The sequence below is a fragment of the Aeromonas sp. 600724 genome, assembly GCF_049175135.1.
In the GTDB taxonomy this organism is placed as follows: Bacteria; Pseudomonadota; Gammaproteobacteria; order Enterobacterales; family Aeromonadaceae; genus Aeromonas; species Aeromonas veronii_A.
In genome coordinates, this window is the sequence record NZ_JAAKUM010000020.1 from 48,321 (window position 1) to 63,653 (window position 15,333).

The 15,333-nt window shown below is 53.5% G+C and carries 10 protein-coding genes; 5 read left to right on the plus strand and 5 right to left on the minus strand.

Features of this window, described 5'->3' with window-relative positions; genetic code table 11:
- The first annotated feature begins 75 nt into the window (after window positions 1-75).
- From G5168_RS17910 to G5168_RS17925, 4 genes are all read left to right on the plus strand, one after another.
- Entirely contained in the window at window positions 76-909 is an 834-nt protein-coding gene (locus tag G5168_RS17910) for a hypothetical protein (RefSeq protein WP_421252538.1), read from the plus strand.
- A gap of 48 nt (window positions 910-957) precedes the next feature.
- Window positions 958-1,251: a hypothetical protein gene (locus G5168_RS17915; RefSeq protein WP_421231316.1), complete on the plus strand. Its 294-nt coding sequence runs from the start codon at window positions 958-960 to the stop codon at window positions 1,249-1,251.
- 291 nt (window positions 1,252-1,542) lie between these two features.
- Entirely contained in the window at window positions 1,543-3,483 is a 1,941-nt protein-coding gene (locus G5168_RS17920) for an NERD domain-containing protein (protein ID WP_421252539.1), read from the plus strand.
- Between the two features lie 343 nt (window positions 3,484-3,826).
- Entirely contained in the window at window positions 3,827-4,312 is a 486-nt protein-coding gene (locus tag G5168_RS17925; RefSeq protein WP_421252540.1) for a GNAT family N-acetyltransferase, read from the plus strand.
- Window positions 4,313-4,435: 123 nt separating this feature from the next.
- On the opposite strand, the gene eno is transcribed toward G5168_RS17925, so the two are convergent.
- The 5 genes from eno to rlmD all read right to left on the minus strand — a co-directional run bounded on the left by eno (window position 4,436) and on the right by rlmD (window position 12,403).
- Window positions 4,436-5,737: a phosphopyruvate hydratase gene (gene eno, locus G5168_RS17930; RefSeq protein ID WP_005335583.1), complete on the minus strand. Its 1,302-nt coding sequence runs from the start codon at window positions 5,735-5,737 to the stop codon at window positions 4,436-4,438.
- A gap of 89 nt (window positions 5,738-5,826) precedes the next feature.
- Window positions 5,827-7,464 carry a glutamine hydrolyzing CTP synthase gene (pyrG, locus tag G5168_RS17935; RefSeq protein WP_043821667.1) on the minus strand — a complete coding sequence of 546 codons (1,638 nt, stop codon included), beginning with the start codon at window positions 7,462-7,464 and terminating at the stop codon, window positions 5,827-5,829.
- A 141-nt stretch (window positions 7,465-7,605) separates the two neighbouring features.
- Complete coding sequence (gene mazG / locus G5168_RS17940; RefSeq protein ID WP_421252541.1) at window positions 7,606-8,403, minus strand: nucleoside triphosphate pyrophosphohydrolase; 798 nt, start codon at window positions 8,401-8,403, stop codon at window positions 7,606-7,608.
- 73 nt (window positions 8,404-8,476) lie between these two features.
- The gene (relA, locus tag G5168_RS17945; RefSeq protein WP_005335588.1) at window positions 8,477-10,690 is read right to left on the minus strand and encodes a GTP diphosphokinase; all 2,214 of its coding nucleotides are present in this window, start codon (window positions 10,688-10,690) and stop codon (window positions 8,477-8,479) included.
- Window positions 10,691-11,080: 390 nt separating this feature from the next.
- The gene (rlmD, locus tag G5168_RS17950) at window positions 11,081-12,403 is read right to left on the minus strand and encodes a 23S rRNA (uracil(1939)-C(5))-methyltransferase RlmD (protein WP_421252542.1); all 1,323 of its coding nucleotides are present in this window, start codon (window positions 12,401-12,403) and stop codon (window positions 11,081-11,083) included.
- 153 nt (window positions 12,404-12,556) lie between these two features.
- On the opposite strand from rlmD, the gene barA reads away from it, so the two are divergent.
- On the plus strand, window positions 12,557-15,274 hold the full coding sequence (barA, locus tag G5168_RS17955; protein WP_421231311.1) for a two-component sensor histidine kinase BarA: 2,718 nt from the start codon (window positions 12,557-12,559) through the stop codon (window positions 15,272-15,274).
- The last annotated feature ends 59 nt before the right edge of the window (window positions 15,275-15,333 follow it).

Genomic DNA, 15,333 nt, shown 5'->3' on the forward strand with positions numbered 1-15,333 from the left:
AATGCTCTGCTAACGGATTAATGCCACCTTCCATCTAATCACTGTTATGCAACTCTCAGACTAATGGAGTAGCCCATGGCTAAAAAAGAAGAAAAAGATTGCTTTGTGATCATGCCAATTGCAGATCAAGAAGGCTATCCAAAGGGACATTTCGGCCATGTTTATGAAAATATTATTCGGCCATCTTGTGAAATGGCTGGTTATAATCCAGTTAGAGCGGATGAAGTTAAGGAAAAAAATTTAATTCACCTCGATATCTTAAAGAAATTAATAGAGACTCCCATCGCCATTTGTGATCTATCAAGCCGAAACCCAAATGTTCTTTTTGAACTTGGAATAAGACAAGCTTTCGATAAGCCAGTTGTTCTAATACAGGAAAAAGATACACCGAAAATATTTGATATCGCTCCTCTTCGTTATCTCGAATACTCTCAGGAAATGAAATATCACGAAGTTCTTGCCATACAGCAAAAACTAAAATCCTCTATTGAGGCAACAGCATTGACTGAAGGTGACTCTTCAAATGTTAATTCCATCGTTAAGCTTTTAGCGCTTAATTCACCTGCCAAAATTCCTGACTTAGAGAATGGAAAAGAAGGTCTCGCTCTAGAAGTAATGCAAGCTGAACTTCGAAATATGCGACAAATGATGGAAATGTCTATTTTTGAAAGCCGTAAAAACCTTAAAGGTGAATCAATTGCTGCTATTGAATATCAACGATTATCAGCAAATCTTGACAAGCTAGTTAGCTCCAAGAGACTGCCTATTGAAGAAAGAATAGACCGGTATCACCTGTTAATGCGTGAAGTTGAGGAATTAATGCATACCTGTAGAAGCGAAAGTGAGCACATGCATTTCAGACGACTAATGGAGAGAGTTCATCGTGCTGAACGTGAAATTATTGCATAACAAAGTATTGCAGCGAACAAGCAGCTGAATGCGGCGTTAGAGGCACACATGGAAATCAATGAAGCGCTCAAGCTAATACAGCGACTTGAATACCCTCCTGAAATATATGACCAGATGGAAAGAGCAGTATGTGCGGTTATGAAGAACTACAACTCTGAAATACTAGAAGTAGAACTTAACGAAGTAGCCGTCATGGCAAATAAAAATTACAAGCATGATGAATTAACGCCATGTATCGAAAGAAAGCATCAATCCATGCTAAATACTGGTCAAATAACTCAGCATTTTACCAACCCTGCTCATCGAGTAGTGAGCCAGAACACGTTTGGAACAAACTTGTAGATATTGAGGTCCTCCTAAATAGCGACAACAACAATTTACTTTTCATGTTCAAGGCAAACTATAAAGACCCGACCATAAACTTGACCACAGCAAGAGCCTACCTTTTAAAGGTCAACAAATCATCGTTGAAAATTGAACACCTATTCTTTGGTGTCGTGCCTCTAACAAATGGTTCAAATCGTTCGCTTCGCTCACTGGGACGGGCTAAAGCCCGCCCCTTAACCAAATGTTAGCTTTTATGAGAGCCCATTGCTCTGTGCCCAAGTTGATACATAGAGGATTGATTAGATAATGGCTGTTATTTACCCTGACATCGAAAACATTCAGCGTCTTAAAGTTCTGCCAACCCCAGGAGAGATGAGCCTGATAAATCATCTCAAGGACAACCTTGATGATACTTATGAGGTGTTTTTTAACCCATATCTAGATGGCGATAGACCCGACATTATTATTTTAAAAGAGCACTGCTCTGCGTTCATAATTGAGGTCAAAGACTGGGATTTAAAAAACTATAGAATCACGGAAAATAACAGTTGGGAAGTTTTTGATGGCGCAAGATATTCGAGAAAGGCATCCCCTCAATCTCAGGCTTTTCGATATAAAAAAAATCTTTACGACTTGCATTTGCCAGTAGTCGGTCTAGCAAGACTAACTAACCCAAACTTTTATAATCTGGTTCATTGTTTTGTGTATTTTCACAATTCTGATAGAAGTTTAATTGATTTACTGTACCACCCTGCGGAGGAAAGGCTGAGAGACGAGCAATCTACGCTAAATCAGTCCTTACAGGAAAAGAAAATTGCCTTCGATTCATACAAGAAGTCTATGGAATACCAAGAACGTAAAAAGCGTAATCTGCAAAGAGACAAAAATATGTCTTTTGGTAGTGATCGGTTAGATAACCTAATAAAAAAGATCAAGCAAAACTCGAAACATGTTTTATTTAACGAAAATGTTTATCGAGATTTTAAACGGAGGCTAAGTCCGCCGGAACACACCTTAAATCAGGGAGTGTCAATCAAATTCGATAATAAACAGTTACCCCTAACCAACAGCGAAAATGTAAAAAGAAAAATAAAAGGCGTCGCTGGATGTGGTAAAACGTCTATTTTATCTCAGCGGGCTATAAAGGCATCTCAAAGGCACAACTCAACCGTCCTTATATTGACATTTAATATTACGCTCAAAAATTACATCAGGGATAAGATTAGCGATATGCAGGGGAGCAGAGATTTTTCAACCTTTGAAATTTCAAATTACCACCAATTCTTTAACTCTCAGGTCAATAACAGTGGCCAAGATTTTGGTGAGCTAGTTGATACATATGGTATAGACAAGCTTTATTCTATAGATGTTTTTCAAGGGCTAGATTTACCAAAGTATCAAACCATTCTTGTTGATGAGATACAGGATTATCAGTCCGAGTGGGTCAAAATTATTCGTGATAATTTCCTCAAGGAAGATGGTGAAATGATCCTGTTTGGGGATGAATCTCAGAACATTTACCAGAGAGATTTTTCTAGATCCCCCGTTATAGCCCAAGGCTTTGGGCGATGGATTAAGCTTACTCGATCTTATAGAACTAATTTAGATTCACCATTAAATCAGTTATTTAAAGATTTCCAAATAAATTTTCTGCTTGAAAGGCACTCAGATATAGAAATAACAGAAGTAAGCCCCACTCAAATGAGCATGGGTTTCAGTCTTCTAAAATACGAAAAATCCACCTTGGCCGATTGGAGGGAATCCATTTTCGAATCAGTAAAAAACTATATCAGGGGTTACGATTTACACCCAAATGATGTGGTTATTTTGTCTTCAAAAATCTCTCTGGTTAGACAGCTAAATGAATTATTGATGGAAGTTGAAAAGACGCACTGCATGTTTGAAACATATGAAGAACTTTCTGCATGCACCAATATGAGTACTGAGGAATTAAAAGAATTAGACGAAAGCGAGATAAATGCTCTTGTAAATCAAAAAAAAGACGATATCGAGAGAATTAGGCGGGCAAAGAAGAATCATTTCTATGCGAATAGCGGTCTAGTCAAGCTTTCGACTACCCATAGTTATAAAGGGCTTGAGTCAAAAACTGTTTTCTATGTTATGGACGAGAAGGATGATCCAGAAATTGTATACACTTCTATAACTCGCTCATCAGAAAATCTCGTGATCTTTGATGTCGGATGTAAAAACAAATGTTCTGAGTTTCTACAAAAAGCTATTAACTGACATCAGGCTAAGAAAGCTAACAAGGCGCTGATGTCGGACAAATTTTCCGCTGCGCTCCAAATTTGCCGCAGAGCGCGGCCTTAGGCGCAGTTTTGATATCGCAAAGAGAAACCTACATAAAATACGACGAAAAACGAGATGTTTGTTCTCTTCATGTTTGGGGCTGGAGCGTTAATTGCTGAAGGCGCTCCCCTGCAGCCCGTAGGCTCGATTAGCGAAGCGTAATCGGACGTTCACGATAGAAATATTTCGTGATAGCACCAATTGCCTTTAGACACCGACTTTCAGATGGCATCTTTATTCACCTGTAGCTTTGCTGGCGTAATACTACCCAAGGAGATTAATGAAACCTGACTTAACCGGCACACGGATTGTACTGCGCACCATTGGCCCGCAGGATGCAGCCGATCTGTTCGAGATTTATGGCAATCCACTGACCATGGAGTTTGCCTCCGATCCCTGCTTTACCTCTCCCGCCATGGTGGCGCAGATGATGGCGAGCGTGGTGCGGCTGGAGCAAACGGGGGAGTCGCTGGAGTGGGCGATTGTCGAGCGGGAGGGCAACAAGGTGATCGGCACCTGTGGCCTGCACAGCTTCAGTGAGGCGGGCCACAGCTGCGAGGTAGGTTGCCTGCTCAATGCGGCCTATTGGCGCAGAGGGTTTATGTCGGAGGCGCTGGGATTGCTGTTCGCCCACGCCAGCACGTTGGGAGTCACCCGCCTCACCGCAGATATCGATGCAGATAACGTCCGCTCTATCGCCCTGTTTGAAAAACTGGGCTTCCAGGCGCATGCAGGGCGCTATCAGCGCACGCTCCCCTCTGTCTGACCCGAGACCAGAGGCACAACGCCCTCGCCTCTCAGGGCGTTGCAGCAAAGAGCAGGCATAAAAAAACCGGAACCCAAGGGTTCCGGTTTTTTTCATTCCAGCCGAGGCTGGCAAACCAGCAAATTAAGCCTGGTTTTTAACTTCTTTCAGACCGCGGAAAGGAGCTTTGGCACCCAGAGCTTCTTCGATACGGATCAGCTGGTTGTACTTGGCAACACGGTCAGAACGGCTCATGGAACCGGTCTTGATCTGGCCAGCAGCGGTACCAACAGCCAGGTCGGCGATGGTCGCGTCTTCGGTCTCACCGGAGCGGTGGGAGATGACGGCAGTGTAGCCAGCGTCTTTGGCCATCTTGATGGCAGCCAGAGTTTCGGTCAGGGAACCGATCTGGTTGAACTTGATCAGGATGGAGTTGGCGATGCCGTTGTCGATACCGCGCTTCAGGATCTTGGTGTTGGTTACGAACAGGTCGTCACCCACGATCTGGATTTTCTTGCCCAGTTCAGCAGTCTGGTAGGCGAAACCTTCCCAGTCAGATTCGTCCAGGCCATCTTCGATGGAGACGATCGGGAACTTCGTGGTCAGGTCAGCCAGGAAGTCGGAGAAACCGTTGGAGGTGAAGACACGGCCTTCGCCTTTCAGGTTGTACTCTTTCTTCTCTGCGTCGTAGAACTCGGAAGCAGCGCAGTCCATAGCCAGGGTGATGTCGGTGCCCAGTTTGTAACCGGCAGCGGCAACGGCTTCAGCGATAACTTCCAGCGCTTCGGCGTTGGATTTCAGGTTCGGAGCGAAACCACCTTCGTCACCAACTGCAGTGTTGTAGCCCTTGGACTTCAGCACTTTGGCCAGGTTGTGGAACACTTCTGCGCCCATGCGAACGGCTTCTTTCAGGGTCTTGGCGCCAACCGGCTGGATCATGAACTCCTGGATGTCGACGTTGTTGTCGGCGTGCTCACCACCGTTGATGATGTTCATCATCGGCAGCGGCATGGAGTAAACACCCGGGGTGCCGTTCAGCTCGGCGATGTGGGCGTACAGCGGCATGCCTTTGGCAGCAGCGGCAGCTTTGGCGTTAGCCAGGGAAACAGCCAGGATGGCGTTGGCGCCGAACTTGGATTTGTTCTCGGTACCGTCGAGGTCGATCATGATCTGGTCAACGGTGGCCTGGTCCTTGGCATCTTTACCCAGCAGAGCTTGAGCGATCGGGCCGTTTACGGCTTCGATGGCTTTCAGCACGCCTTTACCCAGGAAACGGCTCTTGTCGCCGTCACGCAGTTCCAGCGCTTCGCGGGAACCGGTGGACGCGCCAGACGGAGCGGCTGCCATACCAACAAAACCACCTTCCAGGTGAACTTCGGCCTCAACGGTCGGGTTACCACGGGAGTCGATGATTTCACGACCGATCACTTTAACGATCTTGGACATGTGTATTTCCTCAGGTTTCGTAAAAAAACAACAAAAATATGCCAAAAAAAGCGGCTGTGGCACAGTGCCCCAACCGCATTTATTTTCAATTACTTCAAATTACGCTTCTGATACTCGCCTGCCGCCTTCACAAAACCGGCGAACAGAGCGTGGCCATCACGGGGAGTAGAGGTGAACTCCGGGTGGAACTGCGCGGCCACGAACCAGGGGTGATCCGGGATCTCGATGATTTCCACCAACTTCTTGTCGGCGGAGAGACCGGTCACTTTCAGACCTGCCGCTTCAATCTGCGGCAGCAGCTTGTTGTTTACTTCGTAACGGTGACGGTGACGCTCGTAAATGGTCGGGCTGCCGTACATCTGACGCACCTTGGAATCTTCGACCAGGTGGCAGAGCTGGGAACCCAGACGCATGGTACCGCCCAAATCGGACTTCTCGGTACGGGTCTCGACGTTGCCCTCTTCATCCACCCACTCGGTGATGAGGCCGACGACCGGGTACGCGCAATCTTTCTTGAACTCGGAGGAGTGAGCCCCTTCCATACCCGCTACGTTGCGAGCGAATTCGATCATGGCAACCTGCATGCCGAGGCAGATACCCAGGTAGGGGATCTTGTTCTCGCGGGCATACTGGGCAGCCAGAATTTTGCCTTCCACACCGCGCTCACCGAAGCCACCCGGCACCAGGATAGCGTCCAGACCTTCCAGCAGCTCGGCGCCACGGGTCTCGATATCCTGAGAGTCGATGTACTTGATGTTGACGGAAAGGCGAGTCTTGAGACCACCGTGCTTGAGCGCCTCGTTGACGGACTTGTAAGCGTCCGGCAGGGAGACGTACTTGCCGACCATACCGATGGTCACTTCACCAGTCGGGTTGGCCTCTTCGTAGATAACCTGTTCCCACTCGGACAAATCAGCCTCTTTGCACTCCAGACCGAAACGCTCGGTGAAGTAGGAGTCCAGATTCTGGGACTTGAGCAGTGCCGGGATCTTGTAGATGGAGTCGACGTCTTTCATGGAGATGACGGCGCGCTCGGGCACGTTGCAGAACAGGGCAATTTTGGCGCGCTCGTTGGCCGGAATGGCACGGTCGGAGCGGCAGATCAGCACATCCGGCTGGATACCGATGGAGAGCAGCTCTTTGACGGAGTGCTGGGTCGGCTTGGTCTTCACTTCACCGGCAGCAGCCAGGTAAGGAACCAGCGTCAGGTGCATGAACATGGCATTGTTGCGGCCCACTTCGGCAGCCAGCTGACGAATGGCTTCGAGGAACGGCAGGGACTCGATGTCACCCACAGTACCGCCCACTTCGACGATGGCAACCTGATGGCCTTCGGCACCGGCAATCACCCGCTCTTTGATGGCGTTGGTGATGTGCGGGATAACCTGAATGGTGGCGCCCAGATAGTCACCACGACGCTCTTTACGCAGTACGTCGGCGTAGATACGGCCGGTGGTAAAGTTGTTGCGACGGGTCATCTTGGTGCGGATGAAACGCTCGTAGTGGCCCAAATCCAGATCGGTTTCGGCCCCGTCCTCGGTTACGAACACTTCACCATGCTGGGTCGGGCTCATGGTGCCCGGATCCACGTTGATGTACGGGTCCAGTTTCATGATGGTCACATCCAGACCACGGGCTTCCAGAATGGCTGCCAGAGAAGCTGCGGCAATGCCTTTGCCGAGGGATGAAACAACGCCACCAGTAACAAAAATATATTTGGTCGTCATGCTGAACCTGAAAGAAGTTTAGGGAATTTTAAGGGGTGCTTCGGGGATGAAGCAGGACGGGGAAACAGTATACCAAAAACCCCTCTCCCAAACAATGAGCAAAAATCTATCAGGCTCACCGCCCCCCCATCTTGCGCCAAATCAACTTTGCTCGGTTTCCTTCGCCTTATCCCAGGCGGCATCGAGCTTTTCGAGGGTGCAATCGGTCATTTTCAAGCCTTCTGCGGCGATTATCTGCTCAACCTGACGAAAACGACGTTCGAACTTGGCGTTGGCACCGCGCAGCACCTGCTCCGGATCCTTGCCCAGATGACGCACCAGATTGACGGTGGCAAACAACAGGTCGCCGAGCTCGTCGCTCACCCGCGCCTCGTCCACATCGGCCATCAATGCCTCTTCCATCACCTCGTCGATCTCTTCGTGGATCTTGTCCACCACAGGCCCCAACGTCTTCCAGTCGAATCCGATGGTGGCACAGCGTTTCTGGATCTTGGCGGCACGGGTCAGGGCCGGCAGCGCCTGCGGGATATCGTCCAGCACGCTCTCTTTGTCGAGGGCCGCCCGCTCTTTGGCTTTTTCCGCCTCCCAGTTCGCTTTTACCGCCTGCTCGTTGGAGAGAGCTGCATCGGAAAAAACGTGGGGGTGACGGCGAATGAGCTTTTCGCTCACCGTATCGACGATATCGGCAAAGTCGAACAAGCCCCGCTCTTTACCCAGCTGGGCGTAAAACACCACCTGAAACAGCAGATCCCCCAACTCCCCTTTCAGCCCCTGCCAATCTTCAGTCTCGATGGCATCGGCCACCTCGTAGGCCTCTTCCAGGGTATGCGGCACTATGGTCTGGAAGCTCTGTTTCAGATCCCAGGGGCAGCCGTTTTGCGGATCGCGCAGGCGAGCCATGATGTCGAGCAGTTGAGGCAGATCGTAACGTTGGGACATGGGATATTCACTTTCGATTCGTTCAAAAAGGGTCGTAAATGCAGACCGGCCACTGGGGCCGGTCGGTTCGCTATCAAAGCCGCTTGGCGCTGATCACGTCGTTAAGCTGACTGAGCTTGGCCAGCGCCCGGTTGAAGGCATTGATGTTGTAAATCTCCAGCTCCATGTCGATCTCCGCGGTCTGCTCGCGCACGTTGGAGCGCGAGCGCACCCCCATCACATTGATCTTCTCGTTGGCCAGCACGGTAGTGATATCGCGCAGCAGGCCGGAGCGATCGTTGGAGATGATCCGGATGGTGAGGCCGTAACCGCCGGAGTAGTTCTCCCCCCACACCGCATCGATTAGCCGCTCAGGGTTGCGCCGTGACAACTCTTTCAACTGCTCGCAATCTTCCCGGTGGATCGAAACGCCGCGCCCCATGGTAATAAAGCCCTGAATGGAGTCCCCAGGAATCGGCTGACAGCAGCGGGCAATATGGGTCATCAGATTGCCAACCCCTTCCACCACGATATGGTCTTTGGGCTTGTGGCGCATCGGCGCATTGGCCTTCTGCTCCAGCTTCTCCAGCAAGCGGCGATCTTCCTCTTCCGCTGTCGGCTTGTTGTAACAGGTGTCGAGATAGTTGAGCACCTGGTTGATGCGGATATCGCCGCTGCCGATACCGGCCAGCAGATCGTCGGTGCTCTCCAGATTGAAGCGGCGCAGCATGTTGCCCTTGTCGATCTTGGACATGCTGAGATTGTGGCGATCCAGCTCCTTCTCGAACAGCTCGCGACCGGCCACGATATTCTTGTCCCGATCCAGTTTTCTGAACCAGGTCGCCACCTTGGCCCGCGCCCGGCTGGAGCGCAGGAAGCCGGCGTTGGGGTTCATCCAGTCGCGGCTCGGGTTCGGCTCTTTCTGGGTGATCACCTCCACCTGATCGCCGGTCTGCAGCGCGTAGGTAAACGGCACGATGCGGCCATCAATCTTGGCGCCGATGCAGCGGTGACCGATCATGCTGTGGACGTGATAGGCAAAATCAAGCGGGGTAGCGCCAGCGGGCAGGTCGATCACATCCCCTTTCGGGGTGAAGACGTAGACTCTGTCCTCGAACACCTGACTGCGCAGATCTTCCAGCAGGGAGCCGCTCTCGGAGAGATCTTCCTGCCAAGCGAGCAGCTTGCGCAGCCACTCGATCTTGTCTTCGAAGGTGTTGGCCTTGCCACCTGCCTGTGCCCCTTCCTTGTAGCGCCAGTGCGCCGCAACACCGAGTTCGGCATCCTGATGCATCTGGTCGGTACGTATCTGGATCTCGACGGTCTTGCCCTCCGGCCCCACAACTACGGTGTGAATCGACTGATAGCCGTTGGGTTTGGGGTTGGCGACATAGTCGTCAAACTCGCGAGGAATGTGGTGGAACTGGGTGTGGACGATACCGAGCGCCGCATAGCAATCCTGCAACCGCTTGGTCACTACCCGCACCGCGCGCACGTCGAATAACTCGTTGAATTCGAGGTGCTTCTTCTGCATCTTGCGCCAGATGCTGTAGATGTGTTTCGGGCGGCCGTACACCTCGGCGTCAACTCCCGCCTCTTTCAACCCATTACGCAGGGATTGCACAAACTCGCGGATATAGCGCTCGCGGTCGAGCCGCTTCTCGTCGAGCTGCTTGGCGATCTGCTTGTAGGTATCAGGGTGCAGGTAACGGAAGGCAAGATCTTCCAGCTCCCACTTGAGCTGGCCAATGCCGAGACGGTTGGCGAGCGGCGCATAGATATTGGTGATCTCCTGGGCCATCAGCACCCGGGTCTCTTCATCTGCCGTCTTCGCTTCCCGCAGGCAGGCGATCCGCTCCGCCAGCTTGATCACCACGGCGCGCACATCCTCGACCATGGCAAGCAACATGCGACGCACATTGTCGACCTGCTCCGGTGAGGTTTCGCTGCGATGGAGGGTTTGCAGGGAGCGGATGGCCTCCATCTCCAGCACCCCTTCCACCAGCTTGGCGATCTTGGAGCCGAAGTCCTCGTCCATCCGCTCCTGGCTGATGAGACCGGCTTCGACGAAGGGGTAGATGATGGCCGCTTTGAGAGTGCCGATATCCATGCTGAGCATCTGCAGGATGCCCACCATTTCGATGCCGCGCACCAGCAGCTTGCTGGTCAGCGCCTCGTCACCGAGCGTCAGACAATACTGGTAGACGGTTCGCAGCTGATCCTTTTCACTGTCACTCAAAGAGAGCGAGCTGACCCACTCTTCCAGGGTGAAGTTGTCTTTCAAATGAATATCGCGAACCGCAACCATGGTATCAATCCTTTAAATTATCGGGCCGAAAGCTGTCACTTTCTCCCCTCATGAGATTGCCTCAAATGGGGATATCCAGCGCACTTTTCAAGGCATATTGTCCAGAAAGACAATAGAGCGCGCCAACAGGCCCTGCCGAACGACGAGGGTCTAGATTACCCCAATCACACCAGCTCAAACAGCCGCAGACACGCCAGATTACATATCTGCATCGCCGTACTGATGAGCAGGATTACTTCATATACACACCCGCTCAAACAGCCGCAGACATGCCAGATTACATATCCGCATCGCCGTACCGATGAGCAGGATTACTTCATATACACACCTGCTCAAAGAGTAACAAACATGCCGGATGACCTATCCGGTATCGCCGAACTGATGAGTCATTTACTCCCGTTCAAACAGCGCCATGGACTCCAGATGACCGGTGTGAGGGAACATGTCGAGCATGCCGAGGCGCACCAGACGATAACCCCCTTTCACCAGCACCTGACTGTCCCGCGCCAGGGTGACCGGGTTACAGGAGACGTAGACCACCCGCTTGGGTGAAAGTTTCACGACGTGTCCCATCACTTCCAGCGCGCCGGGACGAGCCGGATCCAGCAGCACCAGATCAAACCCTTCCCGCGCCCAGGACATGCCGACAATGTCATCGCTCAGGTCGGCCTTGTAGAAACGGGCATTGCTGATGCCGTTGCGACGGGCGTTCTCTTCGGCCCGCTGCACCATGGCCAGTTCACCTTCGACACCCACCACTTCGCGAGCCTGACGGGCCAGCGGCAGGGTGAAGTTGCCGATACCGCAGAAGAGATCGAGCACCTTGTCATCCTTGCTCGCCCCGAGCCATGTCAGCGCCTGCTCAACCATGCTCTGGTTGATGGGGCCGTTGACCTGAATGAAATCGCCGGGAGCAAATGCAAGAGACAGGCCATCCAGCGAGTAGGACGGGGAAAATTGTTGCTGCAGCGCTTCGATGCGATCATCGGCCGCCTGCAGATAGAGGTCTATCCCCTGCGCTTTGGCAAACTCCACCAGCAGGGCGCGATCCGCCTCATTGGGGCGGCCGGTGTGGCGCAGCAGCATCATGATCCCCTGCTCGGCCTGGATAAGCTCCGCATGGCCCAGCTCGCGCTGGCTCTTGAGGCGATTGAGGCACTCACGCAGCGGGGCAATCAGCGCAGAGATCGGTTCGGCCAGCACAGGGCAACCGTCAATCTCCACCAGATCGTTGCTGTTGCGGCGACGGAAACCGACCCGGGTGCAGCGACCATTCTTGTCAAATTTGATGGCCAGACGACAGACCCGGCGGTAGGCGCGATCTTCACCGGTCAGTACCGGCTCCAGCGCCGGTGCCTTGATGTTGCCCAACCGCTCGAACAGGCTGACCAGTCCGGCCGCCTTGGCGGCTTGCTGATCGGCAACCGACATGTGCTGGGCACTGCAACCGCCGCACTCGCGATAGTGGCCGCAAAAGGGAGCGATACGATTGGCCGCCGGGGTCACCACCTGTTGCAAGGCGGCGTGACCATACTGTTTTTTCTCTTCGGTGATGCGTGCCTTGACGGTCTCGCCGGGCAGCGCCCCTTCGACGAAGATCGCCTTGCCCTGATGGCGACCGATACCGACGCAGTGGTGATCGAGGGTGTCTATCGTAAATTCAATGCGTTGGAGCTGGGTGGACTTCTTTTGGGGCTTGAAAAACTGGGCCATAAAACTTGGTGCCTATAGGTGGCTATGTCATGATTGTGGAATCTGCTGCCGGGTATTGTCCCACAAGAATAATAGTATGACCAAATACGGCCACAGAGCCCGTGTATTGCCATCAACCCTATCGCCAACCCTGTTCACTGGTGGCCTGTTCGTATGACCAAATATGGCCTGAGAGCACGCGTTCTCGCCTTCACCATCCTGCCGACCCTGATCATTGGTGGCCTGATGGCCGGTTACTTCACCTTCCACCGCTACCAGCAGCTGGAAAACAACCTTATTGATCAGGGGATCAACATTATCGAACCGCTGGCGATCGCCAGTGAATACGGGATGACCCAGCACAGTCGCGAATCCCTCAAGCGGCTCATTGGCCTGACCCATCGCAAGAACTCCCCCTTCATCAAGTCCATCGCGGTTTTCACCCAGGACAACCAGCTGTTCGTCACCTCGAACTACCACCGGGATTTCACCCGGCTCAGGCTGCCCGATGGCGAGCCAATTCCGGATCTGACCAGCGTGACGTTTCAGGGGGACGACATCATTTTACGCACCCCGATCCAGGCCGAAACCAGTCTGGATGGCTTCCCGCTGCCCAGCGATGTAGAGCCGCCGATGATCGGCTACATCTCGATGCAGATGGCGACCGATCGGGCCATGCTGCTGCAGTACCGCGACACCTTCTTTGCGGTAATCATGGTGCTCATCGGGGTCGCCTTCAGTACCCTGTTTGGTTTCCGCTTGGTCAAGAGCGTAACCCAGCCCATCACCAACATGGTGCAGGCGGTGCACAAGATCAGGGAGGGACGGCTCGATACCCGAGTCAGCGGCCAGCTCACCGGCGAGCTGGATATGCTGAAAAACGGCATCAACGCCATGGCCAAGGCGCTCTCCGAATATCACGAAGAGATGCAGCAGAATATCGATCAGGCCACCTCTGACCTGCGCGAAACCCTGGAGCAGATCGAGATCCAGAACGTCGAGCTCGACATGGCCAAGAAGCGGGCGCAGGAGGCGGCGCGGGTCAAGTCGGAGTTTCTGGCCAACATGTCCCACGAATTGCGTACCCCACTCAACGGGGTCATCGGTTTTACCCGCCAGTTGCTGAAAACCAGCCTGACCCCGAGCCAGACCGACTACATGCAGACCATCGAGAAATCGGCGCGCAACCTGCTTGGCATCATCAACGACATCCTCGACTTCTCGAAGCTGGAAGCGGGCAAGCTGCAGCTGGAACATATCCCGTTCAGCCTGCGCGATACCCTCAACGAGACCATGCACCTGCTCGGCCCCAGCGCCCACGACAAACAACTGGAGCTCTCCCTGCGGGTGGATGCCGATGTGCCGGACTACCTCACCGGCGACCCCATGCGTCTGCAACAGGTGCTGACCAACCTCACCGGCAACGCCATCAAATTCACCGAACAGGGCAACGTGGATGTCCATATCGAGCAGACCGGCAGTGGCAACCACAAGGTGAGGCTCAACGTCCAGATCCGCGATACCGGCATCGGTATCTCCCAAGAGCAGCAACATCAGCTGTTCCAGGCCTTCAATCAGGCCGACTCCTCCATCTCCCGCCGTTATGGCGGCACGGGCCTGGGCCTCGTCATCACCCAGAAGCTGGTGCAGCAGATGGGCGGCCAGATCCGCTTTGAATCGGAGCTCGGCAAGGGCTCCATCTTCTCCTTCAGTCTGGATGTAGAGGTCTCCCCCCTGCCCCAGACCGATCAACTGCCACTGGATCGGATCCGTGGCAAACGGCTCTGGCTGCTGGAACCGGATCCCTTCGCGCAAGCCTCTCTGCTCGCCCTGCTGGCGGAGTGGCACCTCGATGTGCACCCACTGACCAGCGATGATCCCTGGCCCGAGATGAGCGAGCAGGAGATGGTGATCATCGGCAGCAGCACCCTGCATACGCCGCAGCAGGTGCTCGGCCGTCTCGACAGACTGCACGGCCAGCAGCAGAACACCATAGTGCTGCTCAGCAGCCACGAGCCGGCGCTCTATGAAGCTATGCTGGCCCATGGCGCCCAGCACTGTCTCTCCAAACCGGTCAACCACCGCAAGCTGCTGCACGCCCTGCTCTCGCCGGAATCGAGCCGCCAGAAGCTGCCTGCGCAACCTGCGCCGCGCCAGTTGCAGCCCATCAAGGTGCTGGCGGTGGATGACAACGCCGCCAACCTCAAGCTGATCGCCGCCATGCTCAAGGAGATGGTGAGTCAGGTGGTGGTGTGCAAAAACGGCAAGGAGGCGGTCAAACAGGCACAGAGCCAGCCGTTCGACATCATTTTCATGGATATCCAGATGCCGATCATGGATGGCATCAGCGCCACCCAGGCGATCCGCAACCAGTCCCTCAACACCACCACCCCGATCGTGGCGGTGACTGCCCACGCCATCCCCGGAGAACGGGAGCGGCTGATCCGGCAGGGGATGGACGACTATCTGGCCAAGCCCATCGACGAGAGCATGCTGGCCCAGCTCATCACCGACTTTGCCCATCGCCGCCACCAGAATAATGGTGCCCAACAGATCGACTGGGCACTGGCGGTGCGACAGGCGGCGGGGAAAGAGCATCTCGCCAAAGAGATGCTGACCATGCTGCTGGCCAGTTTCGACGAGGTGGAACCTGTGCTGGATAGCGCACTGGCGGGCGAAATTGAAGATAGCGAGGTACTGGCCCAGCTCCATCGCCTCAACGGTGGCTGTGCCTATTCCGGGGTGCCGGGACTGCAACGGCTGCTCTCCCAGCTGGAGCAACAGCTGCGTGACGGCGTGCCGGTGAGCGAACTGGAACCCGAGCTGCTGGAGCTGCAAGATGCGCTGGAACTGGTGCGCCAGGAGGCGCCCCGCTATCTCGGCAAGGCTTGATGAGCTTGACCCGAACTGTATCGGCCCCCGCTTTTTCTGACGCGAGGGCTGCCAGATGG

Bases quoted from the DNA above. Each gene is read 5' to 3' on its own strand.
- G5168_RS17910 (WP_421252538.1), top strand. From the start codon at position 76: ATGGCTAAAAAAGAAGAAAAAGATTGCTTTGTGATCATGCCAATTGCA.
- G5168_RS17915 (WP_421231316.1), top strand. From the start codon at position 958: ATGGAAATCAATGAAGCGCTCAAGCTAATACAGCGACTTGAATACCCT.
- G5168_RS17920 (WP_421252539.1), top strand. From the start codon at position 1,543: ATGGCTGTTATTTACCCTGACATCGAAAACATTCAGCGTCTTAAAGTT.
- G5168_RS17925 (WP_421252540.1), top strand. From the start codon at position 3,827: ATGAAACCTGACTTAACCGGCACACGGATTGTACTGCGCACCATTGGC.
- eno (WP_005335583.1), bottom strand. From the start codon at position 5,737: ATGTCCAAGATCGTTAAAGTGATCGGTCGTGAAATCATCGACTCCCGT.
- pyrG (WP_043821667.1), bottom strand. From the start codon at position 7,464: ATGACGACCAAATATATTTTTGTTACTGGTGGCGTTGTTTCATCCCTC.
- mazG (WP_421252541.1), bottom strand. From the start codon at position 8,403: ATGTCCCAACGTTACGATCTGCCTCAACTGCTCGACATCATGGCTCGC.
- relA (WP_005335588.1), bottom strand. From the start codon at position 10,690: ATGGTTGCGGTTCGCGATATTCATTTGAAAGACAACTTCACCCTGGAA.
- rlmD (WP_421252542.1), bottom strand. From the start codon at position 12,403: ATGGCCCAGTTTTTCAAGCCCCAAAAGAAGTCCACCCAGCTCCAACGC.
- barA (WP_421231311.1), top strand. From the start codon at position 12,557: ATGACCAAATATGGCCTGAGAGCACGCGTTCTCGCCTTCACCATCCTG.